Genomic DNA, 25,838 nt, shown 5'->3' with positions numbered 1-25,838 from the left:
ACAGGAGCGGCCGGGCCCCGGGGGAGTCCGGCCGCTCCTGCTTCGTGCACGGTCGGTCGCGATGCCGTACGGGGATGTGCGCGGTCGGCGCTCAGTCCTTGTGGTCCGGCGCGATCCGCTCCACCAGGCGCAGCAGGGCGGCCCAGGCGAGGTCGTACGCGTCGTGGTCCTCGAAGTCGGAGGACGCCTCGCCCTCGCCGGTCAGCTGCCGGGCGGTGTACTCCGCGACCTGGTCCGAGGGGAGGATCAGCGGGGTGCCGCCGGACTGGGCGGTGACCTGGATCTCGCAGGCCTTCTCCAGGTAGTACATGCGCAGGAACGCCTGCTTCGCGCTGTCGCCGACGGTCAGCAGGCCGTGGTTGCGCAGGATGAGCGCGGGGTGGGCGCCGAGGTCGTCGACCAGGCGCTCCTGCTCGTCCAGGTTGAGGGCGACGCCCTCGTAGTCGTGGTAGCCGACGCGGTTGTGGAACTCCATCGACATCTGGTTCACCGGCAGCAGGCCGCCCTGCTGCGCGGCGACGGCGCAGCCCGCCCGGGTGTGGGTGTGCAGCACGCAGTGCGCGTCGGGGCGTGCCCGGTGGATCGCGCTGTGGATGACGAAGCCGGCCGGGTTCACCGGGTGCGGGCCCGGCTCGACGGGGTTGCCGTCGAGGTCGATCTTGACCAGGTTGGAGGCGGTGATCTCCTCGAAGAGCAGCCCGTAGGGGTTGATCAGGAAGTGGTTCTCGGGGCCGGGCAGCCGCTGCGAGATGTGCGTGAAGATCAGGTCGGTCATCCGGAAGTGCGCCACCAGCCGGTAGACGGCGGCGAGTTCGCGGCGCAGCCGAAGTTCCTCGGTGGCTGTGGCTGCGGCTGCGGCGTCCGCGGTGACGGAGCCGGCGGGGTGGGTGAGGACGTCGGTCACGCGGGGACTCCTTGTGTGGGGGCGATGCGGAGGGCGGGGGCGGTGGAAGCGGGGACGATGGGTGTCCCGGGCGTGACGACCGGGGTGTTCGGGCGTCCGGTGGTCCACCAGGCGATGACGTTCCGCGCGGGTCCGCAGACGTAGGCGCGCAGGGAGGCGTCCGTGCGGAAGGCGCTGTGCGGGGAGAGCAGCAGCCGCGGGTGACGGCGCAACCGGTCGTCGGCGGCGGGCGGTTCGGTGGGGAAGACGTCGAGCGCGGCGCCCGCGAGCCGGCCGCTGTCGAGGGCGTCGAGCACGGCGTCGGCGTCGATCAGGTCGCCCCGCGAGACGTTGACCAGGATGCCGCCGGGCCGCATGCGGGCGAGCAGCGGGCCGTTCACCATTCCCCGGGTCCGCGCGGTGGACGGGGTGTGCAGCGAGAGGACGTCCGCCTCGGCGACCAGCGTGTCCAGGTCGGCCCGTTCGACGTCCTCGGGCCAGTCGGCGGCGTGCGGGTCGTGGGCGACGACCCGGCCGAAGACGGGGGCCGCGATCCGGGCGAGGGTGCGGGCGATGCGCCCGAAGCCGACCAGGCCGAGGGTCAACTCGCTGGCTCGGCGCGGGACTTCGGTGAAGTCGCCGTTCCAGCCGCCGCCCCGGACCGCGGCGTCGGCCTGCGGGAGGCATCGGAGGAGCGCGAGTGCCTGGGCGAGGGCGTGCACGGCGACGTCCTCGGTCGCCGAGTCGGGCAGATTGGCCACCCACAGACCACGGCGGGCCGCCTCGGCGGTGTCGATCATGTCGTATCCGGCGGACATGGTCGCGAGCATCCGCACCTTGGGCAGCCGGTCGAGCAGGGCCCCGTCGACCGACGCGTACCCGACGATCAGCGCGTCCGCGTCGTGCGCGGCGGCGGCGATGGCCTCCGGGTCACGGCTGCCGACGAACCTGGCGTCGAAACCGGCCTCGGACAGCAGTCTCAGTCCTGGACCGGGGTCCAGCTCTTCCGTCTCGGTGATGACAGCCACGGGTCGCGACACGCCACGCTCCCTAGATGATTCGATTGCCCTAACGGCACGCAACTTACGTTTCGACTGTTCGCCTTGTCCAGTATCGACGAGATGATCGCGCCAGGCCCCATGTGCCGGGTCGGCGAAGCCGCCGTCCGGGGTCCTCGCGCGCTGCCCGAGAATGAGCACGGACCCGGCCGGACCCACGACCGGGCCGACCGAGGACCGAGGGGACCTGTCCGTGGATCTCGACGAGACCGACCTGGCGATCGTGCGTGGGCTTCAGGCCGACGGCCGGCTGACCTACGAGACGCTGGCCCAGCGGGTGGGCCTGTCCCGTCCGGCGACCCGGATGCGGGTGCAGCGGCTGCAGGAGTCCGGGGCCGTGCGCATCGTGGCCATCGCCCATCCGGCCGTGCACCGGCTCACCGCGTCCGCGCATCTGGCCATCGACACCGAGGGTGCCGCCGCCCCGGTCGCACGCGCGATCGCCGCGCTTCCCCAGGCGCCCTTCGTGACGCTGACCAGCGGGCGCCGGTCGATCATGGCGGAACTGCGCACCGCCGGGTTCGCGGAACTGGAGCGGACCATCGAGCGCGTCCGGGCCATGGACGGCGTGCGCACGGTGGACCCGCTGGTCGCGACCCGGCACGTGAAGGACCCGTACCTGCTGGCCGAGGAGCCGACGGTCGCCCTCCAGGACGAGCTCGACGGGCGGATCCTCGCGGAGCTGGAGGAGGACGGACGGCTGCCGTTCGCCGAACTGGCGGGGCGGGTCGGACTGTCGCCCGGCGCCACCCGGGCGCGCACCCTGCGCCTCCTCGACGGCGGCGTGGCGAAGGTGGTCGCCCTCGTGCGCCCCGACGTGCTCGGCATGGGCTATCTGTGCGGGTTCAGCCTGCGCGTGGCCGGGGCCGCCGCTCGCGTGGCGGAGCGGGTGGCCGGCCTGGAGCGGGTGACGTTCCTGTCGACGTGCCTGGGGCGCGCCGAGCTGGTCGGCACCATCACGGCGGAGTCGTTCGCCGCCGTGCGGGCCACGCTGGAGGAGATGCGGGAGCTGCCCGAGGTGCGCGAGGTGGAGAGCTGGCTCCACCTGGAGCTGATCAAGGAGCGGTACGACATGGGGCCGCGCCCGGTGTGAGCCTTTCGAAGCGTGCCCGGTTGAGAGCCGAAGCGCGCGGTGTGAGCGCCGAAGCACGCTCGGTGTGAGCGTCGATACGGGGCCTGGCGGGGGGTGACCGCCATGTTCACCGGCCCGCGTGACCGCCCCGTTCCGGCCGTCCCCGTGACCGCCGCACGTGACCGGCCCGCGTGACCGCCGCGGGAGCCGCCCGGGTGACCGGCTCGCATGACCGGCCCGCGTGACCGCCGAGCGACCGGCCCGCGTGACCGCCGGGCGACCCGTCCGCGTGACCGGCCCCAGCGATCGGTCGGCGACCCGCAAGCAGGGCCCCGCAGTCGATACGTAAGCCATCCAGCGATTCGACTTCCCAAACATTCTTCATGTGACCCTCTGGTCAACCGGTCGTTCGCTATCTATGGTTCTCCAAGTCGAATCGTCTGTCGGCGTACCCCCGTACCTCCCCGGTCGAAAGCAGGCCAGTCATGCCCCGTCCGTCCGCATCCCCCGAGCGCACCCTGCTCGTCACCGGTGCCGCCGTGGCCGTCCCCGGCACCCCCGTCCGCGCCGAAGCGCTCGCCGTCCGCGGCGACCGCGTCGTGCACGTCGGCACCGCCGAGGAGGCCCGAGTGGTGCTCGGCGGCCACGCCGACACCGAACTCGTCCTGGACGGCGGGCTGGTCCACCCCGGCTTCGTCGACGCCCACTGCCACCCGGTGATGTACGGACAGGCCCTCGCCTGGGTCGACCTGCGGCCCGAGCGCGTCGGCGACATCGACACGATGGTCGAGGTGCTGCGCGAGGCCGGACGCGACCTGCCCGCGGGTGTCCCGGTCCGCGGCTTCGGCTACGAGCACCGGCGCCTGGCCGAGGGCCGCCACCCGAACTGCCACGATCTCGACCGGGTCGCCGACGACCGCGAGGTCTACGTCATGAACGCCTCCGGCCACGGCGGCGTCGTCAACTCCCACGCCCTGCGCACCTGCGGCATCACCGCCGGCACCCCCTCTCCCGAGGGCGGCAGCATCGGGCACTTCGCGAACGGGGAGCCCGACGGACAGCTCTGGGACGCGGCCTGCGACCTGCTGACCGGCCCGTCCGGCGTGAAGATCGGCAACCACGGCCCGAACTTCCACCTCTCCGAGCCCGACGACATCATGGCCGACCACCTGCTGCGCGCCCAGGAGGTCTTCCTCGCCGCGGGCGTCACCACGATCGGCGACGCCCAGGTCTCGCGCCGCGAGATGGAGACCTACCTGCGCGCGCACGCCGACGGCAGCCTGCGCATGCGCGTCTCCGCCTACCTGACGTCCGCGCTGCTCGACACCGCCCTCGAACTCGGCGCGGTACGCGGCTTCGGCGACGACCTGTTCCGCGTCCAGGGCGTGAAGTTCTACGCCGACGGCACCCTCGGCGGCTGGACGGCGTACTTCCCCGAGGGATACGCCGCCGACTGCTGCCACCACGGCCAGCTCTACCACTCGGTCGAGGAGTACGCGGAGATCGTCCGCCGCGCCCACGCCGCCGGCCTCCAGACCGCCACGCACGCACAGTCCCCGTACGCCATCGGCATGGTGCTCGACGCGATCGAGAAGGCGCAGGCCGACCGGCCGCGCGACGACATGCGCCACCGCATCGAGCACTCCGGGCTGCCGACGGACGAGCAGATCGCGCGCATGGGCGAGCTCGGCGTCGTCCCCGTGATGCAGCCGCAGCACCACCTGCGCACCGGTGACGGCACGCTGACCGCGATCGGCGAGACGGGCCACCGTTACAACCCGGCGGGCCACTGCGCGCAGGCGGGTGTCCCGGTCGTCTTCTCCTCCGACGCGCCGGTCGCCCCGCCCGCCCCGCTGGAGGCGGTCGCCGCCGCCGCGACCCGCCGCACCGTGCTCGGCACGGTCCTCGGCGACGAGTCGCTGCGCCTGCCCGTCGAGGCCGGACTGCACGCCCACACCGGCGCGGCGGCCGCCGCCCTGCACCGTGAGCACGCGGTCGGCGCCCTCGCGCCGGGCATGCTCGCCGACTTCTGCGTCCTGGACGCCGACCCGCTGACCGTGCCGGCCGACGAACTCACCGGCATCCGGGTGCGCGAGACCTGGGTCGGCGGCCGCCGCGCCTGGGCCGCCCCCGGCCGCTGACCCACCGGCCCGCGGCCCCGTCCGGCCGCGGGCCCCGTCACCCCCACCCCCGTCACCCCCACCCTCGTCACGCACACTCCCGCCACCCTTACCCCTGCCACCCACACCCTCGTCACCTACACCCACACCCCTGTCACCCACGCCTTCGTCACCGGGTCCCGGACACCCCGCCCCCTTGTCACCCGCGGGCCGCCCGACACCCCGCCCCCCGTCACCCGCGGGCCGCCCTCCTCACGCGGGCGGGCCCCGACATCCCGGCTGACCACTGACATCCCGGCGGACCCCCGACATCCCGCGGACCCCCGATATCCAGGCGGCCCCGCCTGGTCCGGCGGCCCCCCGAAACCGGCGGGCCCCGACAACCCGCCCCCTCGTCTCCCGGCGGCCGGACGATCCCGTTCGTGGCCCGGTCGCCGGGTCCGGTAACCATCCCGGAACCCGCCCCCACACCGCCGCAGTTCCCGTCCCCGACCGCACTCTTCCGCCGGAGGTCCCCGTGCCGGACCGCACCACCCCGCGCACCCCGCAGAGCCCGTTCAGAACGGCCCTCGCCGCCCTGTCCGGAACGTCCATCGAGTGGTACGACTTCTACGCCTTCGCCACGGCCGCGGCCATCGTGTTCGACGACGTCTTCTTCCCGGCCGACATGCCGGCCTCGCTGAAGACGATCTCGGCCTTCGCGACCTTCGCCGTCGGCTTCCTGCTGCGCCCCCTCGGCGGCATCGTGTTCGGTCACATCGGTGACCGCGTCGGCCGCAAGAAGACCCTCGTCATCACCCTGCTGATGATGGGCTTCGCGTCCTTCGCGATCGGCCTGCTGCCCACCTACGAACAGGTCGGAGTCCTCTCCCCGGTCCTGCTGATCGTGCTGCGGCTGATCCAGGGCCTCGCGATCGGCGGCGAGTGGGGCGGCGCCGTGCTCATCGCGGTGGAGAACGCCCCCAAGGGCAAGGCCACCTTCTTCGGCTCCTTCGCCCAGCTCGGCTCGTCCGTGGGCGCGTTGCTGTCGACCGGCATGTTCAGCCTGATGAACCTCTTCGGCGAGGCGTCCTTCGACTCCTGGGGCTGGCGCGTGCCGTTCCTGGCCTCCGCCGTCCTCGTCGTCATCGGCCTGGTGGTGCGCACCAAGCTGGAGGACTCGCCGGTGATGGACGAGATCCACGCCGAGCAGAAGAGGATCGAGCAGGCCGGAGGGCAGGGCGGCAAGCAGAGCGCGGTCAGCAAGCTCCCCGTCGCCGAGGTGCTGCGCAAGGACTGGCGGACGGTCCTGGTCGGTGTCTTCTCGCTGGCCACCGCGACCGGCGGCTACTACGTCGTGACCAGCTACCTCCTGGCGTACGGCACCGACGACCAGCACCTGTCCGAGTCGATGCTCCTCAACGGCCTCTCGCTCGCCGCGTTCCTGGAACTCCTCGTCACCCCGTTCCTGGCCCTGCTCGGTGACAGGATCGGCTCGCACAAGGTGGTCGTCGGCGGCCTCGCGGGCGTCGTGCTCCTCTCGATCCCGCAGTTCATGGTCATGGACACCGGCAGCGTCGCGCTGATCTACGCGATGATGCTCGCGATGCGGTTCGTGATGTCCGCGCTGTACGGGCCGATGGCGGCGATCCTCGCCGAGGGCTTCGCCCCGCACGTCCGCTACACCGGCATCTCGCTCTCCTACCAGGTCTGCAACCTGGTCTTCGGAGGCTTCGCGCCGGTCGCCGCCGTGTGGCTGTCCTCGCTGGCGGGCGGCGCGTACTGGCCGCCCGCCGTCGCCCTGATGGCGGCCTCCGTGATCGGCATCTGGTGCACGCTGCGGCTGCGGACCTACCACCGGCGGCGCACGGCCGTCGCGGCTCCGGCCGCGACGCCGGAGCCGGCGACCGCCGGAGTCTGACCCGGCCACACACAGAGCCGGTACACGCACACAGAGCCGGTACAGGGCCGCCCCGGACATCCGGGGCGGCCCTGCCGCGTCCGTCCCTCCGGACGGCCGGAACTCTTTGCTCCGTCTCCCGCGTTCTCACGGCGTGACTCTTCAGCAAGAAATCGTCGGCAACGCCATGCAGATGGCCGTCGTCAACCTGAGCCTCGGCCAGACCGTGTACTGCGAGGCGGGAAAGTTCCTGTTCAAGACCACCAACGTGACCATGGAGACGCGGCTCTCCGGGCCGTCGGGCGGTGGTGGCGGCGGGCAGCCGAGCGGTGGCGGCGGCATGGGCGGCATGCTGCGCCAGGCCGTGGGGACCGCCATGCAGGCAGGTCAGCGTGCCCTCGCGGGCGAGTCGCTGGCGTTCCAGTACTTCACGTCGACGGGCGGCGAGGGCACCGTCGGTTTCGCGGGGGTGCTGCCCGGCGAGATGCGCGCCCTGGAGCTCGACGGCACGCGCGCGTGGTTCGCCGAGAAGGACGCCTTCGTGGCGGCGGAGTCGACCGTGCAGTTCGGCATCGCCTTCCAGGGCGGCCGGACCGGGCGCAGCGGCGGCGAGGGTTTCGTCCTGGAGAAGTTCACCGGTCACGGCACGGTGATCATCGCGGGAGCGGGTAACTTCATCGACCTGAACCCGGCCGACTTCGGCGGCCGTATCGAGGTCGACACGGGCTGCGTGGTCGCCTTCGAGGAGGGCATCCAGTACGGCGTCCAGCGCATCGGCGGCCTCAACCGGCAGGGCCTGATGAACGCGGTCTTCGGCGGCGAGGGTCTGTCGCTGGCCACGCTGGAGGGCAACGGACGGGTGATCCTTCAGTCCCTCACCATCGAGAGCCTCGCCAATGCCCTGAGGAAGGCCCAGGGCGGCGACAAGCAGGGTCCGACGGGCGGGCTGTTCTCGACCAACGCGGGCTGAGCCCCCGGCCCGCGCGAACGCCGGGTCACCGCACCGGGTGAATAGGCCGGGGACCGATGAGTTGCGGGCGCCGGTGGGGTCTGACCTGATGACAGCAGACCCCACCGCAAGGAAGCAGGCACCGTCATGGGCAAGCTCACCCTCACCGCGTTCGTCAGCATCGACGGAGTCCACCAGGCGCCGGGCGGTCCCGAGGAGGACCGCAGCGGTGGCTTCGACCAGGGCGGCTGGAGTGTTCCCTTCGGCGACGACGACTTCGGGCGCTTCGTCGTCGACAACTTCTCCCACGTGGACGCGTTCCTGCTGGGCCGGCGGACGTACGAGATCTTCGCGGGCTACTGGCCGAAGATGACCGACCCGTCCGACCCGATCGCCTCCAAGCTGAACGCGCTGCCCAAGTACGTCGCCTCCTCCACGCTCACGGACCCCGCCTGGGAGGGCACGACCGTGATCACCGGCGACCTCGGCAAGGAGGTCACCGCCCTCAAGGAGCGCACCGAGGGGGAGATCCAGATCCACGGCAGCGCCGTCCTCTCCCAGTCCCTGCTGGCGCTCGGCCTGATCGACGTCCTGCACCTGATGACCTTCCCCGTCGTGCTCGGCGAGGGCCGCCGCCTCTTCGCCGACGGTGCCGCCCCGACCGCGTTCCGGCGAACCGGCGGCACGATCACCGGCTCGGGCGTCGCGATCAACTCGTACGAGCGCGAGGGCCGGCCGACCTACGGCAGCTACTGAGCCGGTGTCACCGGGGTCTCCGGCTCTCGGCGGCCGCGAACAGCGCGAGCGCCAGGACGACGAGCGTGGCGCTCGCGTAGAGCTCGTGACCGTCCAGGAAACCGAGCCGCCGCACGAGTCCCCACCCGTGCAGCCGGCCCGTGACCTCCTGGATCAGACCGAGGACGCCCTGAACGAGGGCGACGAAACCGAGCACCTCCAGCAGCTGCTTCATGGGACGACCCTCGCCCCGCGGACCCCCCGCGTACATCGGCCGCGGGGCGAGGCATGTCCGACCGAAGACGGGGACTGCCGGCGCTCTGCCGGACGAAAGTCTGAAGCGTGCCGACTTTGGTCGCCGGCGGGGCTCGCGGAGAGGTGGCGGCGGGTCCGGCTGCGTAGATTTGTCGACCGTGAGTGGTGACAATCCGGTGCCCGAGCCGCGTGACGTGCCGACGCAGGTCCTGCCCGCGCGGCGCTGGCTGCTGCCGTCGGCCGTGGCCGCGGACCTCGATCCCGACGCCGGGCGCGCCGGGCCCTCCGGGCGGCCCCGGCGCACCGTGCGCGACTGGGTCGTCGACTTCGGCTGCTTCCTGCTGGCCGTCGTCATCGGGCTCGCCGCCGCGAACACCCTGAGCGACGACCCGGACGTCCCGCACGGCCTCGCGGTCGCCGACCAGCTCATCGGCGTGCTCGCCTGCGCGGCGGTCTGGCTGCGCCGGCGCTGGCCGCTGGGGCTGGCCGTGGCCATGATCCCCGTCGGCCTCGTCTCGACCACCGCGGGCGGCGCGGGACTCGTCGCCCTGTTCACCCTCGCCGTGCACCGGCCCTTCCGGTACGTGGCCTGGGTCGGCGGCGTCCAGCTCGCGCTGCTTCCGGCCTTCTTCTGGCTGCGGCCCGACCCCGATCTGCCGTACCTCGCCGCCCTCGCCGTCACCGCCCTGCTCACCTCCGCGGTGGTCGGCTGGGGCATGTTCGTACGGTCCAAGCGCCAGCTCATGCTGAGTCTGCGGGACCGCGCGCGGCGGGCCGAGACCGAGGCGGCGCTGCGGGCCGAGCAGGCGCAGCGGCTCGCCCGGGAGGCGATCGCGCGCGAGATGCACGACGTGCTCGCGCACCGGCTCACGCTGCTGAGCGTCCACGCGGGAGCGCTGGAGTTCCGGCCCGACGCGCCGCGGGAGGAGGTCGCCCGGGCCGCCGGGGTGATCCGGGAGAGCGCGCACGAGGCGCTGCAGGATCTGCGCGAGATCATCGGGGTGCTGCGGGCCGGGGACTCCGACGAGGCGGGGCGGCCGCAGCCGACGCTGGCGGCGCTCGACGGGCTGGTCGCCGAGTCGCGTTCCGCCGGTGCGAAGGTCGTCCTCGACAACCGGGTCGCCGATCCGGCCGCCGTGCCCGCGTCCGTGGGGCGTACCGCGTACCGCATCGTCCAGGAGGGGCTGACGAACGCGCGCAAGCATGCGCCGGGGGCGGAGGTCACGGTGACGGTGCGGGGGGCCGCCGGGGCCGGGCTGACCGTGACCGTCGCCAATGCCGCGCCGCCCGGGCCGGTGCCGAAGGTGCCGGGGTCCGGGCAGGGGTTGATCGGGTTGACGGAGCGGGCGCTCTTGGCGGGTGGGCGGCTTGAGCATGGGGTGGTGGGGGGTGGGTTCCGGGTTCGGGCGTGGTTGCCGTGGGCGGCGTAGCCGGTGCCTGCCGGTGGTCGCGGGTTCGGTCCGGTGGGTGGGTCGGGGCCGTGCCGGTGCATCAGGCCGCCGCTGTCGGACAGAGAAGTGAACGTTAGTGGCGACGGCCATCGATGTACCGGCACGTCCCCTCACGCCGGATCCCGACTGCGGGTGCGGGATCCATCCCTACGGGCGCCAGACACTTCAGGCGCCGGGGAAGTTTCAGCCCCTCCGGCGTTTGAGGAGCGGGGGCTGGGGCGGAGCCCCGGGGGTGGGTTCCGTTTGGGTGACCTTTCGGGTGTGGGTGCACCTTGCAGCCCCTCCGGCGATTGAGGAGCGGGGGGGCGGGGCGGAGCCCCGGGGTGGGTCGGGTAGGGGCGGAGGGGGCGAACGTAGGTCTGTGGAGCTGGTTGGGTGAGGGGATGACTGGGATTCGGCTGGTGCTTGTGGATGACGATCCGTTGGTGAGGGCGGGACTGGCGCTCATGCTGGGCGGCGCCGAGGACATCGAGATCGTCGGCGAGGCCGCCGACGGCGCCGAGGTGGAGGAACTGGTCGACCGCACCCGGCCCGACGTCGTCCTGATGGACATCAGGATGCCCGGCGTCGACGGACTGACCGCCACCGAGCGCCTGCGCGGACGCGCGGAGGCACCCCAGGTCGTGGTCCTGACGACCTTCCACGCCGACGAACAGGTGCTGAGGGCGCTGCGCGCGGGCGCCGCCGGATTCGTCCTCAAGGACACACCACCCGCGGAGATCCTGTCGGCGGTACGCCGGGTCGCCGCCGGAGACCCGGTGCTGTCGCCCACCGTCACCCGCCAGCTGATGGCGCATGCCGCGGGTTCCGCGGCCGACACCCGCAGGTCCGGAGCCCGTTCCCGGATCGCCGTCCTGAACGACCGCGAACGCGAGGTCGCCGTCGAGGTCGGCCGGGGCAGGTCGAACGCGGAGATCGCCGCCGGACTGTTCATGAGCGTCGCCACGGTCAAGACCCACGTCTCCCGCATCCTCGCCAAACTCGACCTCAACAACCGTGTGCAGATCGCGTTGCTGGCGTACGACGCGGGGCTGCTGGAGGAGGACGGGCACTGAGCGGGGCGCTCGCGCGTTGAGCGGGGTGACGGGAGGAGAGTCGTGATCGATCTGGGGGAGTACGGAGCGCGGTTCGCCGAGGATCCGCATCCGGTCTACGCCGAGTTACGCGCGCTCGGTCCCGTGCACCGGGTGCGGCTGCCACCGCCGGACGGGGCGCACGAGACCTGGCTCGTCGTGGGGTACGAGGAGGCGCGGGCCGCGCTCGCCGATCCACGGCTGGCCAAGAACCCGGACACCGCGGGGTTCCTGTTCTACGGACAGGAACTGATAGGCCAGCACATGCTGTTCGCCGACCCGCCGCAGCACACCCGGCTCCGGACGCTGATCACCGGCGAGTTCACCGGCCGCCGGGTCGCGGCGCTGCGCCCGCGGATCCAGGAGATCACCGACGACCTGCTCGACGCGATGCTCCCGCGCGGGCACGCGGACCTCGTCGAGTCCTTCGCCTATCCGCTCCCGCTGACCGTCATCTGCGAGCTGCTCGGGGTCCCCGAGCCGGACCGGGCCGCGTTCCGCGCCCTGTCCACGGAGACGGTGGCTCCCACGAGCGCCGAGAGCGAGCAGAAGGCCTTCGCCCAACTCGCCGAATATCTCGCCGAACTCATCGAGGACAAGCGCTGCGCGGGTCCCACCGGCGACCTGCTCAGCGGTCTCATCCGCACGACGGCCGAGGACGGCGACCGTCTCTCGACGCGGGAACTGCACGGCATGGCGTTCCTGCTCCTCGTCGCAGGACACGAGACGACGGTCAACCTCATCACCGGCGTAGTGCGGTCCCTGCTCGGCCATCCCGGCCAACTCGCCGCCGTCCGGGCGGACATGACCCTGCTCGACGCCGCCATCGAGGAGACGCTGCGCCACGACGGCCCGGTGGAGAACGCGACCTTCCGCTATGCCGCCGAACCGCTCGACATCGGTGGCACGGCGATCATGCCGGGGGAAGAGGTGATGATCGGCCTCACCGCGGCAGACCGTGACGCGGCCCGCTATCCGGAACCCGACCGCTTCGACCTCCGGCGGGAGACCCGCGGCCATCTCGCCTTCGGGCACGGCATCCACTACTGTCTGGGCGCGCCGCTGGCCCGGCTCGAAGCCCAGGTCGCCCTCCGCTCCCTGCTGGAGCGGTGCCCGGACCTGGCGCTCGACGGACCGCCGAGCGGCTGGCTGCCCGGCATGCTGATGCGAGGCGTGCGCCGTATGCCGGTGCGCTGGTGAGCGGCCCGGTGCCGAGTGAGGAGCGTTTCCCGTGCTTCGTACGGCGGAGATCACCGCGGAGCTGACCGGTGTCGAGGACACGCGCCATCAGCTCTACTGGCGCTCCCGGCTGGAGTTCAGCCTCGACTGCTTCGTCTGCGAGCGGACCGGACGGACCACGGTGTTCGAGCGCGGGGCCGAGCAGGCGCTGTGCTCAGGCAGCCGCAGCGGGTTCCAGCGCCACCGCACCGCGGGCAGGATCGCGGGGTTCGACATCACGAGCGGCCGGGACCGGCTGGCGGTCCGGGCGCTGGTGGACTTCTGGTGGGCGCCCTTCACCGACAGCCGGGACCGCCGGACGGCCGCCGCGCCCACCAGCCACCCCTGGGTGCGGCTGCTCCTCGCTTACCACTGCCCGGAGGCGAACGAGTCGGGGACCGGCAGCATCCAGAGCAACCAGGTGCGGCCGCACTCCCTGACGTGCAAGCACTGCGACCGGCGGCTCGGAGTCGACAGCGAGACGCCCGCCGTCCGGCTCCTGGGATGAGGGTCCGGCTCGGGGCCGCCTTCCCGGGCACGGTGCGCCGGCGGTCCTCGGCGGTCCGTTCGCGTGGGGCGTCCGGCAGCCCGAACGAGCCGGGTCGCGGGAGGACGCGGCCGTGCCCGGGCCGGTCCGAACCCGCCGGACGTCAGAGCCTGCCGCCGGGGATCTCCGCCGGGGAGACCGGGCGCCGCTCGCGCCGGGACAGCTCGCAGGCCTCGGCGATCCGCAGCGCCTCCAGTGCCTCACGGCCGTCGCACGGGTTGGCCCGCTCACCGCGGACCACCTCGACGAACGCGGCGAGTTCCGCCTCGTAGGCGGGTCCGAAGCGTTCCAGGAAGCCGGTCCACGGCTTGTCCGCGGGCGGCGGTCCGGCCGGTTCGGTCGAGGCGATCGGCGTACGGTCGTCCAGGCCGACGGCGATCTGGTCCAGCTCCCCGGAGAGCTCCATGCGCACGTCGTACCCGGCGCCGTTCAGGCGGGTGGCCGTCGCCGTCGCGAGCATGCCGTCGTCGAAGGTGAGGACGGCCGCGCCGGTGTCGATGTCACGCGCCTCGCGGAACATCGCGGGCCCGGCGTCGGAGCCAGTCGCGTACACCTGGACCACCTCGCGGCCGCTGACCCAGCGCAGCATGTCGAAGTCGTGGATCAGGCAGTCGCGGTAGAGCCCGCCGGAGAGCGGGAGGTAGTCGGCCGGGGGCGGCGACTGGTCCGAGGTCATGGCCCGTACGGTGTGCAGCCGGCCGAGCCGGCCCGAGCGCACCGCCTCGCGGGCAGCGGTGTAGCCCACGTCGAAACGGCGCTGGAAACCCATCTGCAGAACCGTTCCGGCGGCGTCGACCTCGGCGAGCGCGGCCAGCGTGCCCGCCAGGTCGAGCGCTATGGGCTTCTCGCAGAAGACCGGGAGCCCGGAGCGTGCCGCCCGGCCGATCAGTTCGGAGTGGGCCGAGGTGGCGGCCGTGATGACCACCGCGTCCACGCCCCAGGTGAAGATCTCGTTCACGGTGGGCGCCGCCGTCGCGCCCAGCCGGTCCGCCAGCCGCTGGGCCCGCGCGGGATCCGCGTCCGTGACGATGAGCGAGCCCCCGACCTCACGGTGACGACTGAGAGTGGCCGCATGGAATGTACCGATACGACCTGCTCCGATGAGTCCGATGCGCATGGGAACAAACTGGGGGCCGACCCGCGACGCTGTCAATGGTTTGTCCGGACAATCGAACTTCACAACTTCCCGTCAACATCTCACGGAGCTACGCTCGATCCGTGGGCAAACCAGTTGTGGATCCGACCGTGTCGCTCCAGCTCGGCGTCGACCGCACCAGTCCGGTCCCGCTGTACTTCCAGCTCTCGCAGCAGCTCGAGGCCGCCATCGAGCACGGAGCGCTGACCCCCGGCAGCCTGCTCGGCAACGAGATCGAGCTCGCTGCGCGCCTCGGTCTCTCCCGCCCCACGGTCCGCCAGGCCATCCAGTCCCTCGTCGACAAGGGACTGCTCGTTCGGCGCAGGGGCGTCGGAACGCAGGTCGTGCACAGCCAGGTCAAGCGCCCCATGGAACTCAGCAGCCTCTACGACGACCTGGAGTCGGCGGGCCAGCGCCCCGCGACCCAGGTGGTCGTCAACACCGTCGAGCCGGCGTCCACCGAGGTCGCGGCCGCCCTCGGGGTGCCCGAGGGCAGTGAGGTCCACCGTGTCGAACGGCTGCGGCTCGCGCACGGTGAGCCGATGGCGTACCTCTGCAACTTCCTGCCCCCCAAGCTGCTGGAGCTCGACAGTGACCGCATGGAGGCCACCGGCCTGTACCGGCTGATGCGCGGGGCCGGCATCACCCTCCACAGCGCCCGCCAGTCCGTCGGTGCCCGCGCGGCCAGCGCGGACGAGGGCGAGCGGCTCGGCGAACCGGCCGGGACCCCCGTCCTCACCATGCAGCGCACCACGTTCGACGACACCGGCCGCGCCGTCGAGTTCGGCACCCACGTCTACCGCGCCTCGCGCTACTCCTTCGAGTTCCAGCTCCTCGTGCGGCCCTGACGCGACTCCGCCCCAGCCTTCCGTGGTGCGGCCGGGAAGGCCGTAGCCCCGCGCGCAGGGACCGTGATTTGGGCGGATGATCCCAATGATCGATACTTGGCCGTTTGGGCCGGTACGACATCGGTCCCTCAGGGCCCGCCGGAGGGCCCCCGGGCCGGTCCTCACGGCCCGGCACACCAAGAGCACGGCAAGAAGGGCACGGCCTCGTGGCACGGACACGGACCTGGGTGGGCATCGCGCTGGCGGGGGCGCTGACGGTGTCCCTCGCGGGATGCAGCAGCACCGGGGGGAAACGAGCCGAGGATGCCCGCAAGGCGGCCGCGGCCCAGGGCAGGGCCGCGGTGAACACGCCCCGGTGGACCTTCGCGATGATCACCCACTCGGGCGACGGCGACACCTTCTGGGACATCGTCCAGAACGGGGCCAAGCAGGCCGCCGTCAAGGACAACATCAACTTCCTGTACTCGCACGACGACGAGGCCCAGCAGCAGGCGCAGCTCGTGGACGCCGCCGTCGACAAGAAGGTCGACGGCATCATCGTCACGCTGGCCAAGCCCGACGCCATGAAGGCCGCCGTCGCGCGCGCCCGCAAGGCGGGCATCCCGGTGATCACGGTGAACTCGGGCTCCGAGGAGTCGAAGGACTTCGGCGCGCTGACCCACATCGGGCAGGACGAGACGATCGCCGGAGAGGCCGTCGGCGAGGAGCTGAACAAGCGGGGCAGGAAGAAGGCCCTGTGCATCCTGCACGAGCAGGGCAACGTCGGCCACGAGCAGCGCTGCGCGGGTATCAGGAAGACCTTCGACGGGACCGTCGAGAACCTCTACGTCACGGGCACCAACATGCCCGACGTGCAGTCCTCCATCGGCGCCAAGCTCCAGGCCGACACGTCGGTCGACGCGGTCGTCACGCTCGGCGCCCCCTTCGCGGACACCGCGGTCAAGGCCAGGAACGACGCGGGCAGCAAGGCCGAGATCGACACCTTCGACCTGAACGCGAAGGTCGCCGCCGGGCTCAAGGACGGCACCCTCGGCTTCGCGGTCGACCAGCAGCCCTGGCTCCAGGGCTACGAGGCCGTGGACCTGCTCTGGCTCTACAAGTACAACGCGGACGTCCTCGGCGGCGGCAAGCCCGTCCTGACCGGACCGCAGATCATCACCAAGGACCAGGCCTCCGAGCTGGAGCGGTACGCGGAGCGGGGGACCCGATGACCGCCACGGCACCCGCGCCGGCGCCCGGCCCCGAGACGGACGAACGCCTCCTGAAGACCTCGCCGCTGCGCAGGCTCATGAGCCGTCCCGAGCTCGGCTCGGTGGTCGGCGCGCTCGCGGTGTTCGTGTTCTTCGCGCTCTTCGCGGACAGTTTCGTCCGCGCCGCGAGCCTCAGCACCGTCCTGTACGCGGCGTCGACCATCGGCATCATGGCCGTCCCGGTCGCCCTGCTGATGATCGGCGGCGAGTTCGACCTCTCCGCGGGCGTCATGGTGACGAGCTCCGCGCTGATCTCGTCGATGTTCAGCTACCAGATGACGGCGAACGTCTGGGTCGGCGTGGTCGTCTCGCTCTTCGCCACGCTCGCGATCGGCGTCTTCAACGGCGTCATGCTGACCCGCACCGACCCGCCCAGCTTCATCATCACGCTCGGCACCTTCCTGATGCTGACCGGCATGAACCTCGGCTTCACCAAGCTGATCAGCGGCACGGTCTCCACCAAGTCGATCTCCGACATGGAGGGCTTCTCCTCCGCCAAGGACGTCTTCGCCTCGACGATCACCATCGGCGGCGTCGACTTCAAGATCACCATCCTGTGGTGGCTGGTCCTGGTCGCCGTGGCCACCTGGATCCTGCTGCGCACCCGCGTCGGCAACTGGATCTACGCCGTCGGCGGCGGCGAGGAGGCGGCCCGGGCGGTCGGCGTCCCGGTCGACAGGACCAAGATCGGCCTCTACATGGGCGTCGCCTTCGGCGCCTGGATCTCGGGGCAGCATCTGCTGTTCTCGTTCGACGTCGTGCAGTCCGGCGAGGGCGTGGGCAACGAGCTGATCTACATCATCGCGGCCGTCATCGGCGGCTGTCTGATCACCGGCGGCTACGGTTCCGCGATCGGCTCTGCCGTGGGCGCGCTGATCTTCGGCATGGTCAGCAAGGGCATCGTCTTCGCCGAATGGAACCCGGACTGGTTCAAGTTCTTCCTCGGCGTGATGCTGCTCCTCGCGACCCTGCTCAACCACTGGGTCCGCAAGCGCGCGGAGGCCACGAAGTGACGACGGAGAGCAACATGACCGGGGAAGTCGCCGCCGCGGAGCGCCCGGCGCTCGTCGAGCTCGACGACGTCAGCAAGTACTACGGCAACATCCGCGCCCTCGAAGGTGTCTCGCTGGAGGTCCACGCGGGCGAGATCACCTGTGTGCTCGGCGACAACGGCGCCGGCAAGTCCACCCTCATCAAGATCATCGCGGGCCGTCACCGGCACGACGGGGGCACCCTGCGCGTCGAGGGCGAGGAGACCCGGCTGTCGTCCCCGCGCGAGGCCCTGGACCGGGGCATCGCCACCGTCTACCAGGACCTCGCCGTCGTCCCGCTGATGCCGGTCTGGCGGAACTTCTTCCTGGGCTCCGAGCCCCGGAAGGGCTTCGGCCCGTTCAAGCACCTCGACGTCGACCACATGCGGCGCACCACCCACGCGGAACTCCTGCGCATGGGCATCGACCTGCGGGACGTCGACCAGCCGATCGGCACCCTGTCCGGGGGCGAGCGCCAGTGCGTGGCGATCGCCCGCGCCGTCCACTTCGGCGCCAAGGTCCTCGTCCTCGACGAGCCCACCGCCGCTCTCGGCGTGAAGCAGTCCGGTGTGGTCCTCAAATATGTGGCCGCCGCACGAGACGCCGGACTGGGTGTTGTGTTCATCACCCACAATCCGCATCACGCCTATCTCGTGGGTGATCGTTTCGTCCTGCTGAAGCGCGGCACCATGTCGGGCAGCTACACCCGGGACGGGATCACCCTCGACGAGCTGACGCGCCAGATGGCGGGCGGGAGCGAGCTGGACGACCTGCGCCACGAGCTGGAGAACCGTGCCCTGTGAGGGGCGCGGGGCCGTGACCCGGACGGCCCCGCGGGCCGGCCGGGACAGGCCACAGACGGCCCACAGGTCACCTGTGTCACCGCGCTTCCACGGTGCGGCCCCGGTGCGGCGTAGGGCAGAATCGGCGCGATGAGCACCTACCGCGACCTCGCGCTGCCCCGAGCTCTCGGCTCCGCTCGCGCGGGGGGCACCCCCATCGGCTCCGCGCGGGCCACCGTCCTGCGGACCGTGGGCACACGCGAGCGCCGTTCCCATCTGACGGCACCCCGCGTCCCCACCGTCGGCATCGACATCGGTGGCACGAAGGTGATGGCGGGCGTGGTGGACGCCGACGGCAACATCCTGGAGAAGGTCCGCGCCGAGACGCCGGACAAGTCCAAGAGCCCCAAGGTCGTCGAGGACACCATCGTCGAACTGGTGCTGGACCTCTCCGACCGGCACGACGTGCACGCGGTGGGCATCGGGGCGGCCGGGTGGGTGGACGCCGAACGCAACCGCATCCTGTTCGCCCCGCACCTGTCCTGGCGCAACGAGCCGCTGCGCGACCGCCTCGCCGGACGGCTCGCGGTGCCCGTCCTGGTCGACAACGACGCCAACGCCGCCGCCTGGGCCGAGTGGCGTTTCGGCGCCGGGCGCGGCGAGGACCACCTCGTGATGATCACCCTCGGCACCGGCATCGGCGGCGCGATCCTGGAGGACGGCCAGGTCAAGCGCGGCAAGTTCGGGGTCGCCGGCGAGTTCGGCCACATGCAGGTCGTGCCCGGCGGCCATCGCTGCCCGTGCGGCAACCGCGGCTGCTGGGAGCAGTACAGCTCCGGCAACGCGCTCGTCCGCGAGGCCCGTGAGCTCGCCGCGGCCGACTCCCCGGTGGCCTTCGGGATCATCGAGCACGTCAAGGGCAACATCGGCGACATCACCGGCCCGATGATCACCGAGCTGGCCCGCGAGGGCGACGCCATGTGCGTCGAACTCCTCCAGGACATCGGCCAGTGGCTCGGCGTCGGCATCGCCAACCTGGCCGCCGCCCTGGACCCGTCCTGCTTCGTCATCGGCGGCGGGGTGAGCGCGGCCGACGACCTGCTGATCGGTCCCGCCCGCGACGCCTTCCGCCGGCACCTCACCGGCCGCGGCTACCGCCCCGAGGCGCGGATCGCGCGGGCCCAGCTCGGCCCCGAGGCCGGCATGGTCGGCGCCGCCGACCTCGCGCGGCTCGTCGCCCGCCGCTTCCGGCGCGCCAAGCGGCGCCGCGTGGAGCGCTACGAGCGGTACGAGCGCTACGCCGAGACCCGCCGCACGACGCAGCAGGAGTCGCGGTGACCGCCTCGCTCCCTCGTCAGGCCACGTCCCCGGACGAGCCGCAGCGGCCGCCCGAGGACCCGTGCCACAAGTTCCGCCGCCGCGCGCTGACCCTGCTGATCATCGTGCTGCTCATCGGTGTACCCGCCGGCTATCTGGTGATCTCCGCCGACCAGAGCCGCAACAGCGGCAAGGACAAGGAGGAGAAGTACTCGGCCACCGGCCTCACCTCGGGCTGGCCCTCGCGCGTCCAGCGCCGCCTCTACCAGGTGCCCATCCCGCCCAAGTCGACCGACGTCGCGTACTACGAGACGAACAACTGGAAGACCAGCCGGCTCTACGTCCAGTTCGGCACCACGCAGGCGGGGCTCGACGCGTTCCTCAAGGGCGTCGGCACCAGCCGCTCCGCCCTGAAGAAGGACCACATCACCATCAGCGACCGCAACCAGAAGGTCGTCGGATGGGAGTTCACCGGCCCCGGCCCCTGGTGGGGACTCGTCCACAAGCAGAAGGACCCCGCGCCCACCCAGGACATCGTCGTGAACGGCTCCGAGACCGGCCACCCCATGGTGTACGTCGTCTCGCGCACGATCCCGTAGCGCCCGGCCCCGCCACGCCGGGCCGGGCCCGGTGACGAGGCCCGCCGCCGCCCGCCGCGGCCGTGGGAGCCGATTGTCAGACCCCGCCCGTAGAGTCGAAGACAACTGATTCGACACGAGGGCGGGAGGTGACCGGGCGTATGCGGGACGGGGCGGAAGCGACGACCACGCGGGTGTCCTCCACGAGCGCGTCCCCGGTCCGGGCGCGCTCCGCGTCCACGACGGACCCCCGGCCGCGCGGGCTCGCGCGGCCGCCGGCCGGTCCGCTGCCCTCCGCGCGCCTCGCCGCCGTCTTCCTGCCCGCGCCGCTGCCCCGCGAGGGACGCGTCGCGTTCTGGGACCCGCGGGGCGAACCCCTGCCCGCCGAGGACGGGGACGAAGACGGCCCGCGACCCGGTGAGCACCCCGGCGGTGCCGCGCCGCCCGGACCCGGCACGCGCGCGCCCGCGCCTGAGCACACCGAACTGACGGTCGTACGACCGCACGGCTCGGGCGTGCGCAGGAGCACCGTCCCCGCCGTGACCCTCCCGGTCGGCGAAGCCCTCCCGCTGCTGGCCGGGGCCCGGCGCGACCCCGCGGCGCATCCCGCCACCGTCTGCTGGGGCGCCGCCGCGCTGCACGCCCTGCGTCTCGTCGCCCGCGGCCGCCTCCTGCCCGGGCTCACCCCCGACGGCTTCGACGCCTGGCGCGCGGGCCCGCTGGACCCGGAGGACATCGCCCACCTGAGGTCGGTCGCCGAGGCCCTTCCGTACGAAGGGCACGCCGTCCCCCTTCCCGGCAGGGGACCGGTCCGGCTGCCCGAGCCGGAAGCCCTGGTGCGGTCCTTCCTGGACGCCGTCGCCGACACCCTGCCCCGCACCCCCGCCGCCCCCTACACCTCCGGCATGCCCTTCGCGGCCCGCGAACCGCAGCGGCTCACCGGCGCCCACGACTGGGCCGCCGAGGTCGCCGCCGGCATGGACGCGGGCGTCCGGATCTCGCTGCGCCTGGACCTGTCCGCCCACCAGCTCTTCGACGACGGCGAGGGAGCGCGGCGCGCGGGCGCCGCCGTCGTCCAGGTGCACAGCCTCGCCGACCCCACGCTCGTCGTGGACGCGGCGGCCCTGTGGGCGGGGGACGCCGACACGGTGTTCGGACCCCGCGCGCGCGTCGACGCCGCCCTCGCCGTCCGGCGCGCCGCCCGGGTCTGGCCGCCCCTCGACCGGCTGTCCGAGCAGGACGTGCCGGACGTGCTCGCCCTCTCCGAGGACGAGCTGTCGGACCTGCTCGGAGTCGTCGCCACCCGGCTCGGCGCCGCGGGCGTCGCCGTGCACTGGCCCCGGGACCTGGCGCACGACCTGAGCGCCGCCGCGGTGGTCCGTCCCGCGCCCGGATCGGCGACGGACGGGACCGGGTTCTTCGAGAGCGAGGAACTCCTCCAGTTCCGCTGGCAGCTGGCCCTCGGCGGAGATCCGCTCAGCGAGGCAGAGATGGACGCCCTGGCCGAGGCCCACCGGCCCGTCGTCCGGCTGCGCGACCAGTGGGTCCTCGTCGACCCGGCCCTCGTCCGCAAGGCCCGCAAGCGCGAACTGGGCCTGCTCGACCCGGTGGACGCCCTGTCCGCCGCGCTCACCGGAACCGCCGAGGTCGACGGGGAGACCGTCGAGGCCGTGCCGGTCGGCGCGCTCGCCACCCTGCGCGACCGCCTCACCGCGGGCGTGACCCCCGTCGAACCCCCGCCCGGCCTGGACGCCCGCCTGCGGGACTACCAACTCCGGGGCCTCGCCTGGCTGGACCTCATGACCTCCCTCGGCCTCGGCGGCTGCCTCGCCGACGACATGGGTCTCGGCAAGACCGTCACACTCATCGCGCTCCACCTGAAGCGGGCCCGCAGCGAACCGACGCTGGTGGTCTGCCCCGCCTCCCTCCTCGGCAACTGGCAGCGGGAGATCACCCGTTTCGCGCCCGGCGTCCCCGTGCGCCGGTTCCACGGCTCCGACCGCAGCCTCGACGGCCTCGGCGGCGGCTTCGTCCTCACGACGTACGGCACGATGCGGTCGGCCGCCGCCCACCTCGCCGAACAGCGCTGGGGCATGGTCGTCGCGGACGAGGCCCAGCATGTCAAGAACCCCTACTCGGCGACCGCGAAGGCCCTGCGCACGATCCCGGCCCCCGCGCGCGTCGCGCTCACCGGCACCCCCGTGGAGAACAACCTCTCCGAGCTGTGGGCCCTGCTGGACTGGACGACCCCGGGACTGCTCGGCCCCCTCAAGTCCTTCCGCGCCCGGCACGCCCGCGCCGTGGAGAACGGCGAGGACGAGGAGGCCGTGGCCCGGCTGGCCCGGCTGATCCGCCCGTTCCTGCTCCGCCGCAAGAAGTCCGACCCCGGCATCGTCCCCGAGCTGCCGCCGAAGACGGAGACGGACCACCCCGTCCCGCTCACCCGCGAACAGGCGTCTCTGTACGAGGCGGTGGTCCGCGAGTCCCTGCTGGCGATCGAGACCACGGACGGCATCGCCCGCCGCGGACTGGTCCTCAAACTGCTGACCTCCCTCAAGCAGATCTGCGACCACCCGGCCCTGTTCCTGAAGGAGGACGCCCGGGAGGCCGCGCGGGGCACCTCCGCCCGCTCGGGCAAACTGGCCCTGCTCGACGAGCTGCTGGACACCCTGCTCGCCGAGGACGGCTCCGCACTCGTCTTCACGCAGTACGTCGGCATGGCCCGCCTCATCACGGCCCATCTGACCGCCCGTGCCGTCCCGGTCGAGCTCCTGCACGGCGGTACGCCGGTCGCCGACCGCGAACACATGGTGGACCGCTTCCAGAGCGGGGCGACGCCCGTCCTGGTGCTGTCGCTCAAGGCGGCCGGCACCGGTCTGAACCTCACCCGCGCGGGTCACGTCGTCCACTTCGACCGCTGGTGGAACCCCGCCGTCGAGGAGCAGGCCACCGACCGCGCCTACCGCATCGGCCAGACCCAGCCCGTCCAGGTGCACCGCCTGATCACCGAGGGCACGGTCGAGGACCGGATCGCCGAGATGCTCGAAGCGAAGCGGGCCCTCGCCGACGCGATCCTCGGCTCCGGAGAGGCGTCCCTGACGGAGCTCACCGACCGCGAGCTGTCGGACCTCGTCTCTCTTCGGAGGCCGTCATGAACGGAACCGGGGACGAGGAGCCCCGCGTGCCCGCGACCGGAGCCGAGGAACCGGCCGGCGGCGCCGTTCCGCGTCCACCCGTCAGCGGCGACCGCCCAGCCGACGAGGCCCGCCGGGCCCTGCGCGCCGCGCGGAAGGCCGCCGCGGCCGACGAGCACACGGGTGCGGGCACTGGCACGGGTGAGGGTGCCGATCGGGATGCGGTGACCGGCGAGTCGCCCGTGCCGACGGCTCCTTCCCCCCCGTCCACCGTGTCAGGTGCGCCGGAGGCGCCGCCGAGGGCGTCCACCCCGGCGGCGAGGCCGAGCGACGCCGCGCGCGAGGCCCTGCGCCGGACGACGGCGGCGGAGCCGTCCACGACGGGAGGTTCCGGCGCGGCGGCCGGGGCCGGCGCGCGCCCCGGTGACATCGCCCGTGAGGCGTTGCGCGCGGCGCGGGACGAGGCACGGCGGCTCCGGTCCGAGGAGGCGGACGGCGGCGAACGGCCGACGGAGGGCGGGAGCGAGGGAGCCGGACCGAGGCGCCGGTCCGGCAGGACGTCCCCGGCCCGGGCCGGGGGGCGACGGAGCCCAGCGCACCCCGTGACCACGGACCGGCTGTCCCAGCAGCGCCGGCTTCACGATCTGCTCGCGGACGCCTTCCGGCTGCCCCCCGACGTGGCCGCCGAGACGGGACAGCCGTCGGACCCCGACGCGCACACCGACGCCGGCGAGACGACGCGAGACCGAAACCCCGGCCGGCTCGCAGGCGCCCCGTACACCGAGCACGACGAACACCCCGAGCGTCCGCGACACGGCGAGCACGCCGCACACCCCCGACACCCCGAGGACTCAGCACACCCACATCGCCCCGAGAACTCCGCGCACCCCGGACTTCCGGAGGACTTCGCGCCCGCCCGACACCCCGAGGACTCCACGCAGCCCGAACACTCCCCACTTCCTGCGGACTTCGCGCCCGCCCGACACCCCGAGGACCCGACACACCCGCACCACCCCGAGGACTCCACGCCCCCCGCGCCCGAGTGGGAGGCATCGGCATCCGAGCCCTTCCGGTTCGGCTCTCTCGTCCCGGAGCTCTTCGGCCGCGGGCCCGGCGCGAAGTCCCCGGAGGCCCCGGAGACCGATCGGCCCACCGGCGATCCGGTCACCTCCGTTCCCGCCGGGCGGCGCCCCCGCTCCATGGCCTCCCCGGGCCGGGACGGTGAGCTGCGCCGGACCTTCCCCGCCTTCCCCCCGCGGGTCCCCGAGGAAGACGGGTTCGCGGAGACATGGTGGGGCAACGCGTGGGTCGCGGCGCTGGAGGAAGGGGCGCTGGACGCGGCCCGGCTCGCGCGCGGGCGGACGTACGCGGGGCACGGCCACGTCGACGCCGTCACCGTCACACCCGGTCTGGTGCTCGCGTACGTGCACGGGAGCCGGCCGCGCCCGTACCGCGTCCAGGTCAGAGTGCGGACGCTGACCGACGACGACTGGGACCGCTTTCTCGACGCCGTGGCCGAGCGGCCCGGACACATCGCGGCGCTCCTCGACAAGGAGATGCCCAGGTCGCTCGCGGACTGTGGTGTCGAGCTGCTTCCCGGCCCCGGCGAACTCGAACCGCACTGCAGCTGCCCCGACTTCGGACACCCCTGCAAACACGCGGCCGCCCTCTGCTACCAGACGGCGCGGCTGCTGGACCAGGACCCGTTCGTCCTGTTCCTGCTGCGCGGCCGGGGCGAGCGCGAGCTGCTCGACGCGCTGTCCCGGCGCAACGCCACCCGTGCGGCCCGCGCCGCCCAGGACCGGGAACCGACACAGCCGGCCGGCGTGCGCGCCAGTGACGTCCTCGCCCGAGGCGCGCTGCCGCCCCTTCCCGCTCCGCTGCCGCCGCCCGCGCATCCCGGGCAGCCGCCGGCGTATCCGGGCGTACCGGGCGGCCCGGACGCCTTCGCGCTGGACCAGTTGGCCACGGACGCGGCCGCCCGCGCGCACGCGCTGCTCACCTCGGGCCGCGATCCGGTCGCGGAACTGACACTCTGGCAGGACGCGGTGCGCGTCGCCGCGGCGCGCCCCGGATCGGGTCTCACGGCCGCCACCCGCGCCCTCTACTCCTCGCTCGCGTCGGCGACCAGCCGTACGCCGGTCGACCTGGCACGGGCGGTCGCCGCCTGGCGGCAGGGCGGGTACGACGCGCTCGCCGTGCTGGAGGAACCGTGGGACCCTCCGGCGGGCCGGTTCGACCGGGCCCGGCCGCTGCTGATGGCCGCCGACTTCCCGGCCTTCCGCCCCTGGCGCAACCACCTGACCCACCCGCAGGGCCACGCCCAGCTCCGCCTCGGCCGCAACGGCCTGTGGTACGCGTACGAGTCCGAGCCCGGCCACGACGACTGGTGGCCCCGTGGCACCCCGGACCTCGACCCGGTCGGCGCCCTGACGGGCCTCGGCGCACCGGACGAGCTCTGACCCGGTCCGGCGGGCCCGTCGACGGGATCTGACCTCCCGCCGGCCGGGACGACCGGGATAC

General features: G+C 72.9%; 21 protein-coding genes. 17 read left to right on the top strand and 4 right to left on the bottom strand.

Annotation, left to right across the window (positions count from 1 at the left end):
• Positions 1–91: 91 nt before the first annotated feature.
• Both ACFYYF_RS26465 and ACFYYF_RS26460 read right to left on the bottom strand, forming a co-directional pair.
• Positions 92–904, bottom strand: a complete 813-nt coding sequence (locus ACFYYF_RS26465) for a class II aldolase/adducin family protein (RefSeq protein WP_388779899.1) — start codon at positions 902–904, stop codon at positions 92–94.
• Positions 901–1,923 carry a C-terminal binding protein gene (locus ACFYYF_RS26460; protein WP_388779897.1) on the bottom strand — a complete coding sequence of 341 codons (1,023 nt, stop codon included), beginning with the start codon at positions 1,921–1,923 and terminating at the stop codon, positions 901–903. The genes ACFYYF_RS26465 and ACFYYF_RS26460 overlap by 4 nt, the downstream gene beginning before the upstream one ends.
• Before the next feature lie 211 nt (positions 1,924–2,134).
• Between ACFYYF_RS26460 and ACFYYF_RS26455 the strand changes: the two genes are divergently transcribed.
• From ACFYYF_RS26455 to ACFYYF_RS26435, 5 genes are all read left to right on the top strand, one after another.
• Complete coding sequence (locus ACFYYF_RS26455; protein WP_388779894.1) at positions 2,135–3,034, top strand: Lrp/AsnC family transcriptional regulator; 900 nt, start codon at positions 2,135–2,137, stop codon at positions 3,032–3,034.
• Positions 3,035–3,498: 464 nt separating this feature from the next.
• Positions 3,499–5,154 (top strand): amidohydrolase, encoded by a 1,656-nt coding sequence (locus ACFYYF_RS26450; RefSeq protein WP_388779891.1) that lies wholly within the window; start codon positions 3,499–3,501, stop codon positions 5,152–5,154.
• A 496-nt stretch (positions 5,155–5,650) separates the two neighbouring features.
• Positions 5,651–7,033: an MFS transporter gene (locus tag ACFYYF_RS26445; RefSeq protein WP_388779888.1), complete on the top strand. Its 1,383-nt coding sequence runs from the start codon at positions 5,651–5,653 to the stop codon at positions 7,031–7,033.
• A gap of 133 nt (positions 7,034–7,166) precedes the next feature.
• Positions 7,167–7,982, top strand: a complete 816-nt coding sequence (locus tag ACFYYF_RS26440) for an AIM24 family protein (protein WP_361686766.1) — start codon at positions 7,167–7,169, stop codon at positions 7,980–7,982.
• Between the two features lie 126 nt (positions 7,983–8,108).
• On the top strand, positions 8,109–8,717 hold the full coding sequence (locus tag ACFYYF_RS26435; RefSeq protein WP_388779885.1) for a dihydrofolate reductase family protein: 609 nt from the start codon (positions 8,109–8,111) through the stop codon (positions 8,715–8,717).
• A 7-nt stretch (positions 8,718–8,724) separates the two neighbouring features.
• On the opposite strand, the gene ACFYYF_RS26430 is transcribed toward ACFYYF_RS26435, so the two are convergent.
• Complete coding sequence (locus tag ACFYYF_RS26430) at positions 8,725–8,931, bottom strand: hypothetical protein (protein WP_388779884.1); 207 nt, start codon at positions 8,929–8,931, stop codon at positions 8,725–8,727.
• 178 nt (positions 8,932–9,109) lie between these two features.
• On the opposite strand from ACFYYF_RS26430, the gene ACFYYF_RS26425 reads away from it, so the two are divergent.
• From ACFYYF_RS26425 to ACFYYF_RS26410, 4 genes are all read left to right on the top strand, one after another.
• Positions 9,110–10,381, top strand: coding sequence for a histidine kinase (locus ACFYYF_RS26425; protein WP_388779881.1), 1,272 nt, complete (start codon positions 9,110–9,112; stop codon positions 10,379–10,381).
• Positions 10,382–10,785: 404 nt separating this feature from the next.
• On the top strand, positions 10,786–11,457 hold the full coding sequence (locus tag ACFYYF_RS26420; protein WP_388779878.1) for a response regulator: 672 nt from the start codon (positions 10,786–10,788) through the stop codon (positions 11,455–11,457).
• Between the two features lie 42 nt (positions 11,458–11,499).
• Entirely contained in the window at positions 11,500–12,675 is a 1,176-nt protein-coding gene (locus ACFYYF_RS26415; protein ID WP_388779877.1) for a cytochrome P450, read from the top strand.
• Positions 12,676–12,706: 31 nt separating this feature from the next.
• On the top strand, positions 12,707–13,201 hold the full coding sequence (locus tag ACFYYF_RS26410; protein ID WP_388779874.1) for a hypothetical protein: 495 nt from the start codon (positions 12,707–12,709) through the stop codon (positions 13,199–13,201).
• Positions 13,202–13,343: 142 nt separating this feature from the next.
• Here ACFYYF_RS26410 and ACFYYF_RS26405 read toward each other — a convergent pair whose 3' ends face one another.
• Positions 13,344–14,357 (bottom strand): Gfo/Idh/MocA family oxidoreductase, encoded by a 1,014-nt coding sequence (locus ACFYYF_RS26405; protein ID WP_361686745.1) that lies wholly within the window; start codon positions 14,355–14,357, stop codon positions 13,344–13,346.
• Between the two features lie 128 nt (positions 14,358–14,485).
• Between ACFYYF_RS26405 and ACFYYF_RS26400 the strand changes: the two genes are divergently transcribed.
• The 8 genes from ACFYYF_RS26400 to ACFYYF_RS26365 all read left to right on the top strand — a co-directional run bounded on the left by ACFYYF_RS26400 (position 14,486) and on the right by ACFYYF_RS26365 (position 25,777).
• Positions 14,486–15,223: a GntR family transcriptional regulator gene (locus tag ACFYYF_RS26400; RefSeq protein WP_361686840.1), complete on the top strand. Its 738-nt coding sequence runs from the start codon at positions 14,486–14,488 to the stop codon at positions 15,221–15,223.
• Between the two features lie 206 nt (positions 15,224–15,429).
• Complete coding sequence (locus ACFYYF_RS26395; protein WP_388779872.1) at positions 15,430–16,434, top strand: sugar ABC transporter substrate-binding protein; 1,005 nt, start codon at positions 15,430–15,432, stop codon at positions 16,432–16,434.
• Positions 16,431–17,486 (top strand): ABC transporter permease, encoded by a 1,056-nt coding sequence (locus ACFYYF_RS26390; protein WP_365486451.1) that lies wholly within the window; start codon positions 16,431–16,433, stop codon positions 17,484–17,486. Before ACFYYF_RS26395 ends, ACFYYF_RS26390 begins: the two co-directional genes overlap by 4 nt.
• A gap of 14 nt (positions 17,487–17,500) precedes the next feature.
• On the top strand, positions 17,501–18,307 hold the full coding sequence (locus ACFYYF_RS26385) for an ATP-binding cassette domain-containing protein (protein WP_365486453.1): 807 nt from the start codon (positions 17,501–17,503) through the stop codon (positions 18,305–18,307).
• 129 nt (positions 18,308–18,436) lie between these two features.
• Positions 18,437–19,624 carry an ROK family glucokinase gene (locus ACFYYF_RS26380; protein WP_361686734.1) on the top strand — a complete coding sequence of 396 codons (1,188 nt, stop codon included), beginning with the start codon at positions 18,437–18,439 and terminating at the stop codon, positions 19,622–19,624.
• On the top strand, positions 19,621–20,202 hold the full coding sequence (locus ACFYYF_RS26375; protein WP_388779868.1) for a sugar kinase: 582 nt from the start codon (positions 19,621–19,623) through the stop codon (positions 20,200–20,202). Before ACFYYF_RS26380 ends, ACFYYF_RS26375 begins: the two co-directional genes overlap by 4 nt.
• 140 nt (positions 20,203–20,342) lie before the next feature.
• A complete protein-coding gene (locus ACFYYF_RS26370; protein ID WP_388779865.1) occupies positions 20,343–23,336 on the top strand; it encodes an SNF2-related protein in 2,994 nt (997 codons plus the stop codon).
• Positions 23,333–25,777, top strand: coding sequence for an SWIM zinc finger family protein (locus ACFYYF_RS26365; RefSeq protein WP_388779862.1), 2,445 nt, complete (start codon positions 23,333–23,335; stop codon positions 25,775–25,777). Before ACFYYF_RS26370 ends, ACFYYF_RS26365 begins: the two co-directional genes overlap by 4 nt.
• Positions 25,778–25,838 lie beyond the last annotated feature (61 nt).

The organism is Streptomyces sp. NPDC001914 (genome assembly GCF_042891215.1).
In the GTDB taxonomy this organism is placed as follows: domain Bacteria; phylum Actinomycetota; class Actinomycetes; order Streptomycetales; family Streptomycetaceae; genus Streptomyces.
This window is presented reverse-complemented; position numbering and strand designations above follow the sequence as displayed.

Excerpts from the sequence above, each read along its gene's own strand:
- ACFYYF_RS26420 (WP_388779878.1), top strand. The coding sequence starts at position 10,786 with ATGACTGGGATTCGGCTGGTGCTTGTGGATGACGATCCGTTGGTGAGG.
- ACFYYF_RS26380 (WP_361686734.1), top strand. The coding sequence starts at position 18,437 with ATGAGCACCTACCGCGACCTCGCGCTGCCCCGAGCTCTCGGCTCCGCT.
- ACFYYF_RS26450 (WP_388779891.1), top strand. The coding sequence starts at position 3,499 with ATGCCCCGTCCGTCCGCATCCCCCGAGCGCACCCTGCTCGTCACCGGT.
- ACFYYF_RS26385 (WP_365486453.1), top strand. The coding sequence starts at position 17,501 with ATGACCGGGGAAGTCGCCGCCGCGGAGCGCCCGGCGCTCGTCGAGCTC.
- ACFYYF_RS26405 (WP_361686745.1), bottom strand. The coding sequence starts at position 14,357 with ATGCGCATCGGACTCATCGGAGCAGGTCGTATCGGTACATTCCATGCG.
- ACFYYF_RS26390 (WP_365486451.1), top strand. The coding sequence starts at position 16,431 with ATGACCGCCACGGCACCCGCGCCGGCGCCCGGCCCCGAGACGGACGAA.
- ACFYYF_RS26365 (WP_388779862.1), top strand. The coding sequence starts at position 23,333 with ATGAACGGAACCGGGGACGAGGAGCCCCGCGTGCCCGCGACCGGAGCC.
- ACFYYF_RS26435 (WP_388779885.1), top strand. The coding sequence starts at position 8,109 with ATGGGCAAGCTCACCCTCACCGCGTTCGTCAGCATCGACGGAGTCCAC.
- ACFYYF_RS26370 (WP_388779865.1), top strand. The coding sequence starts at position 20,343 with ATGCGGGACGGGGCGGAAGCGACGACCACGCGGGTGTCCTCCACGAGC.
- ACFYYF_RS26430 (WP_388779884.1), bottom strand. The coding sequence starts at position 8,931 with ATGAAGCAGCTGCTGGAGGTGCTCGGTTTCGTCGCCCTCGTTCAGGGC.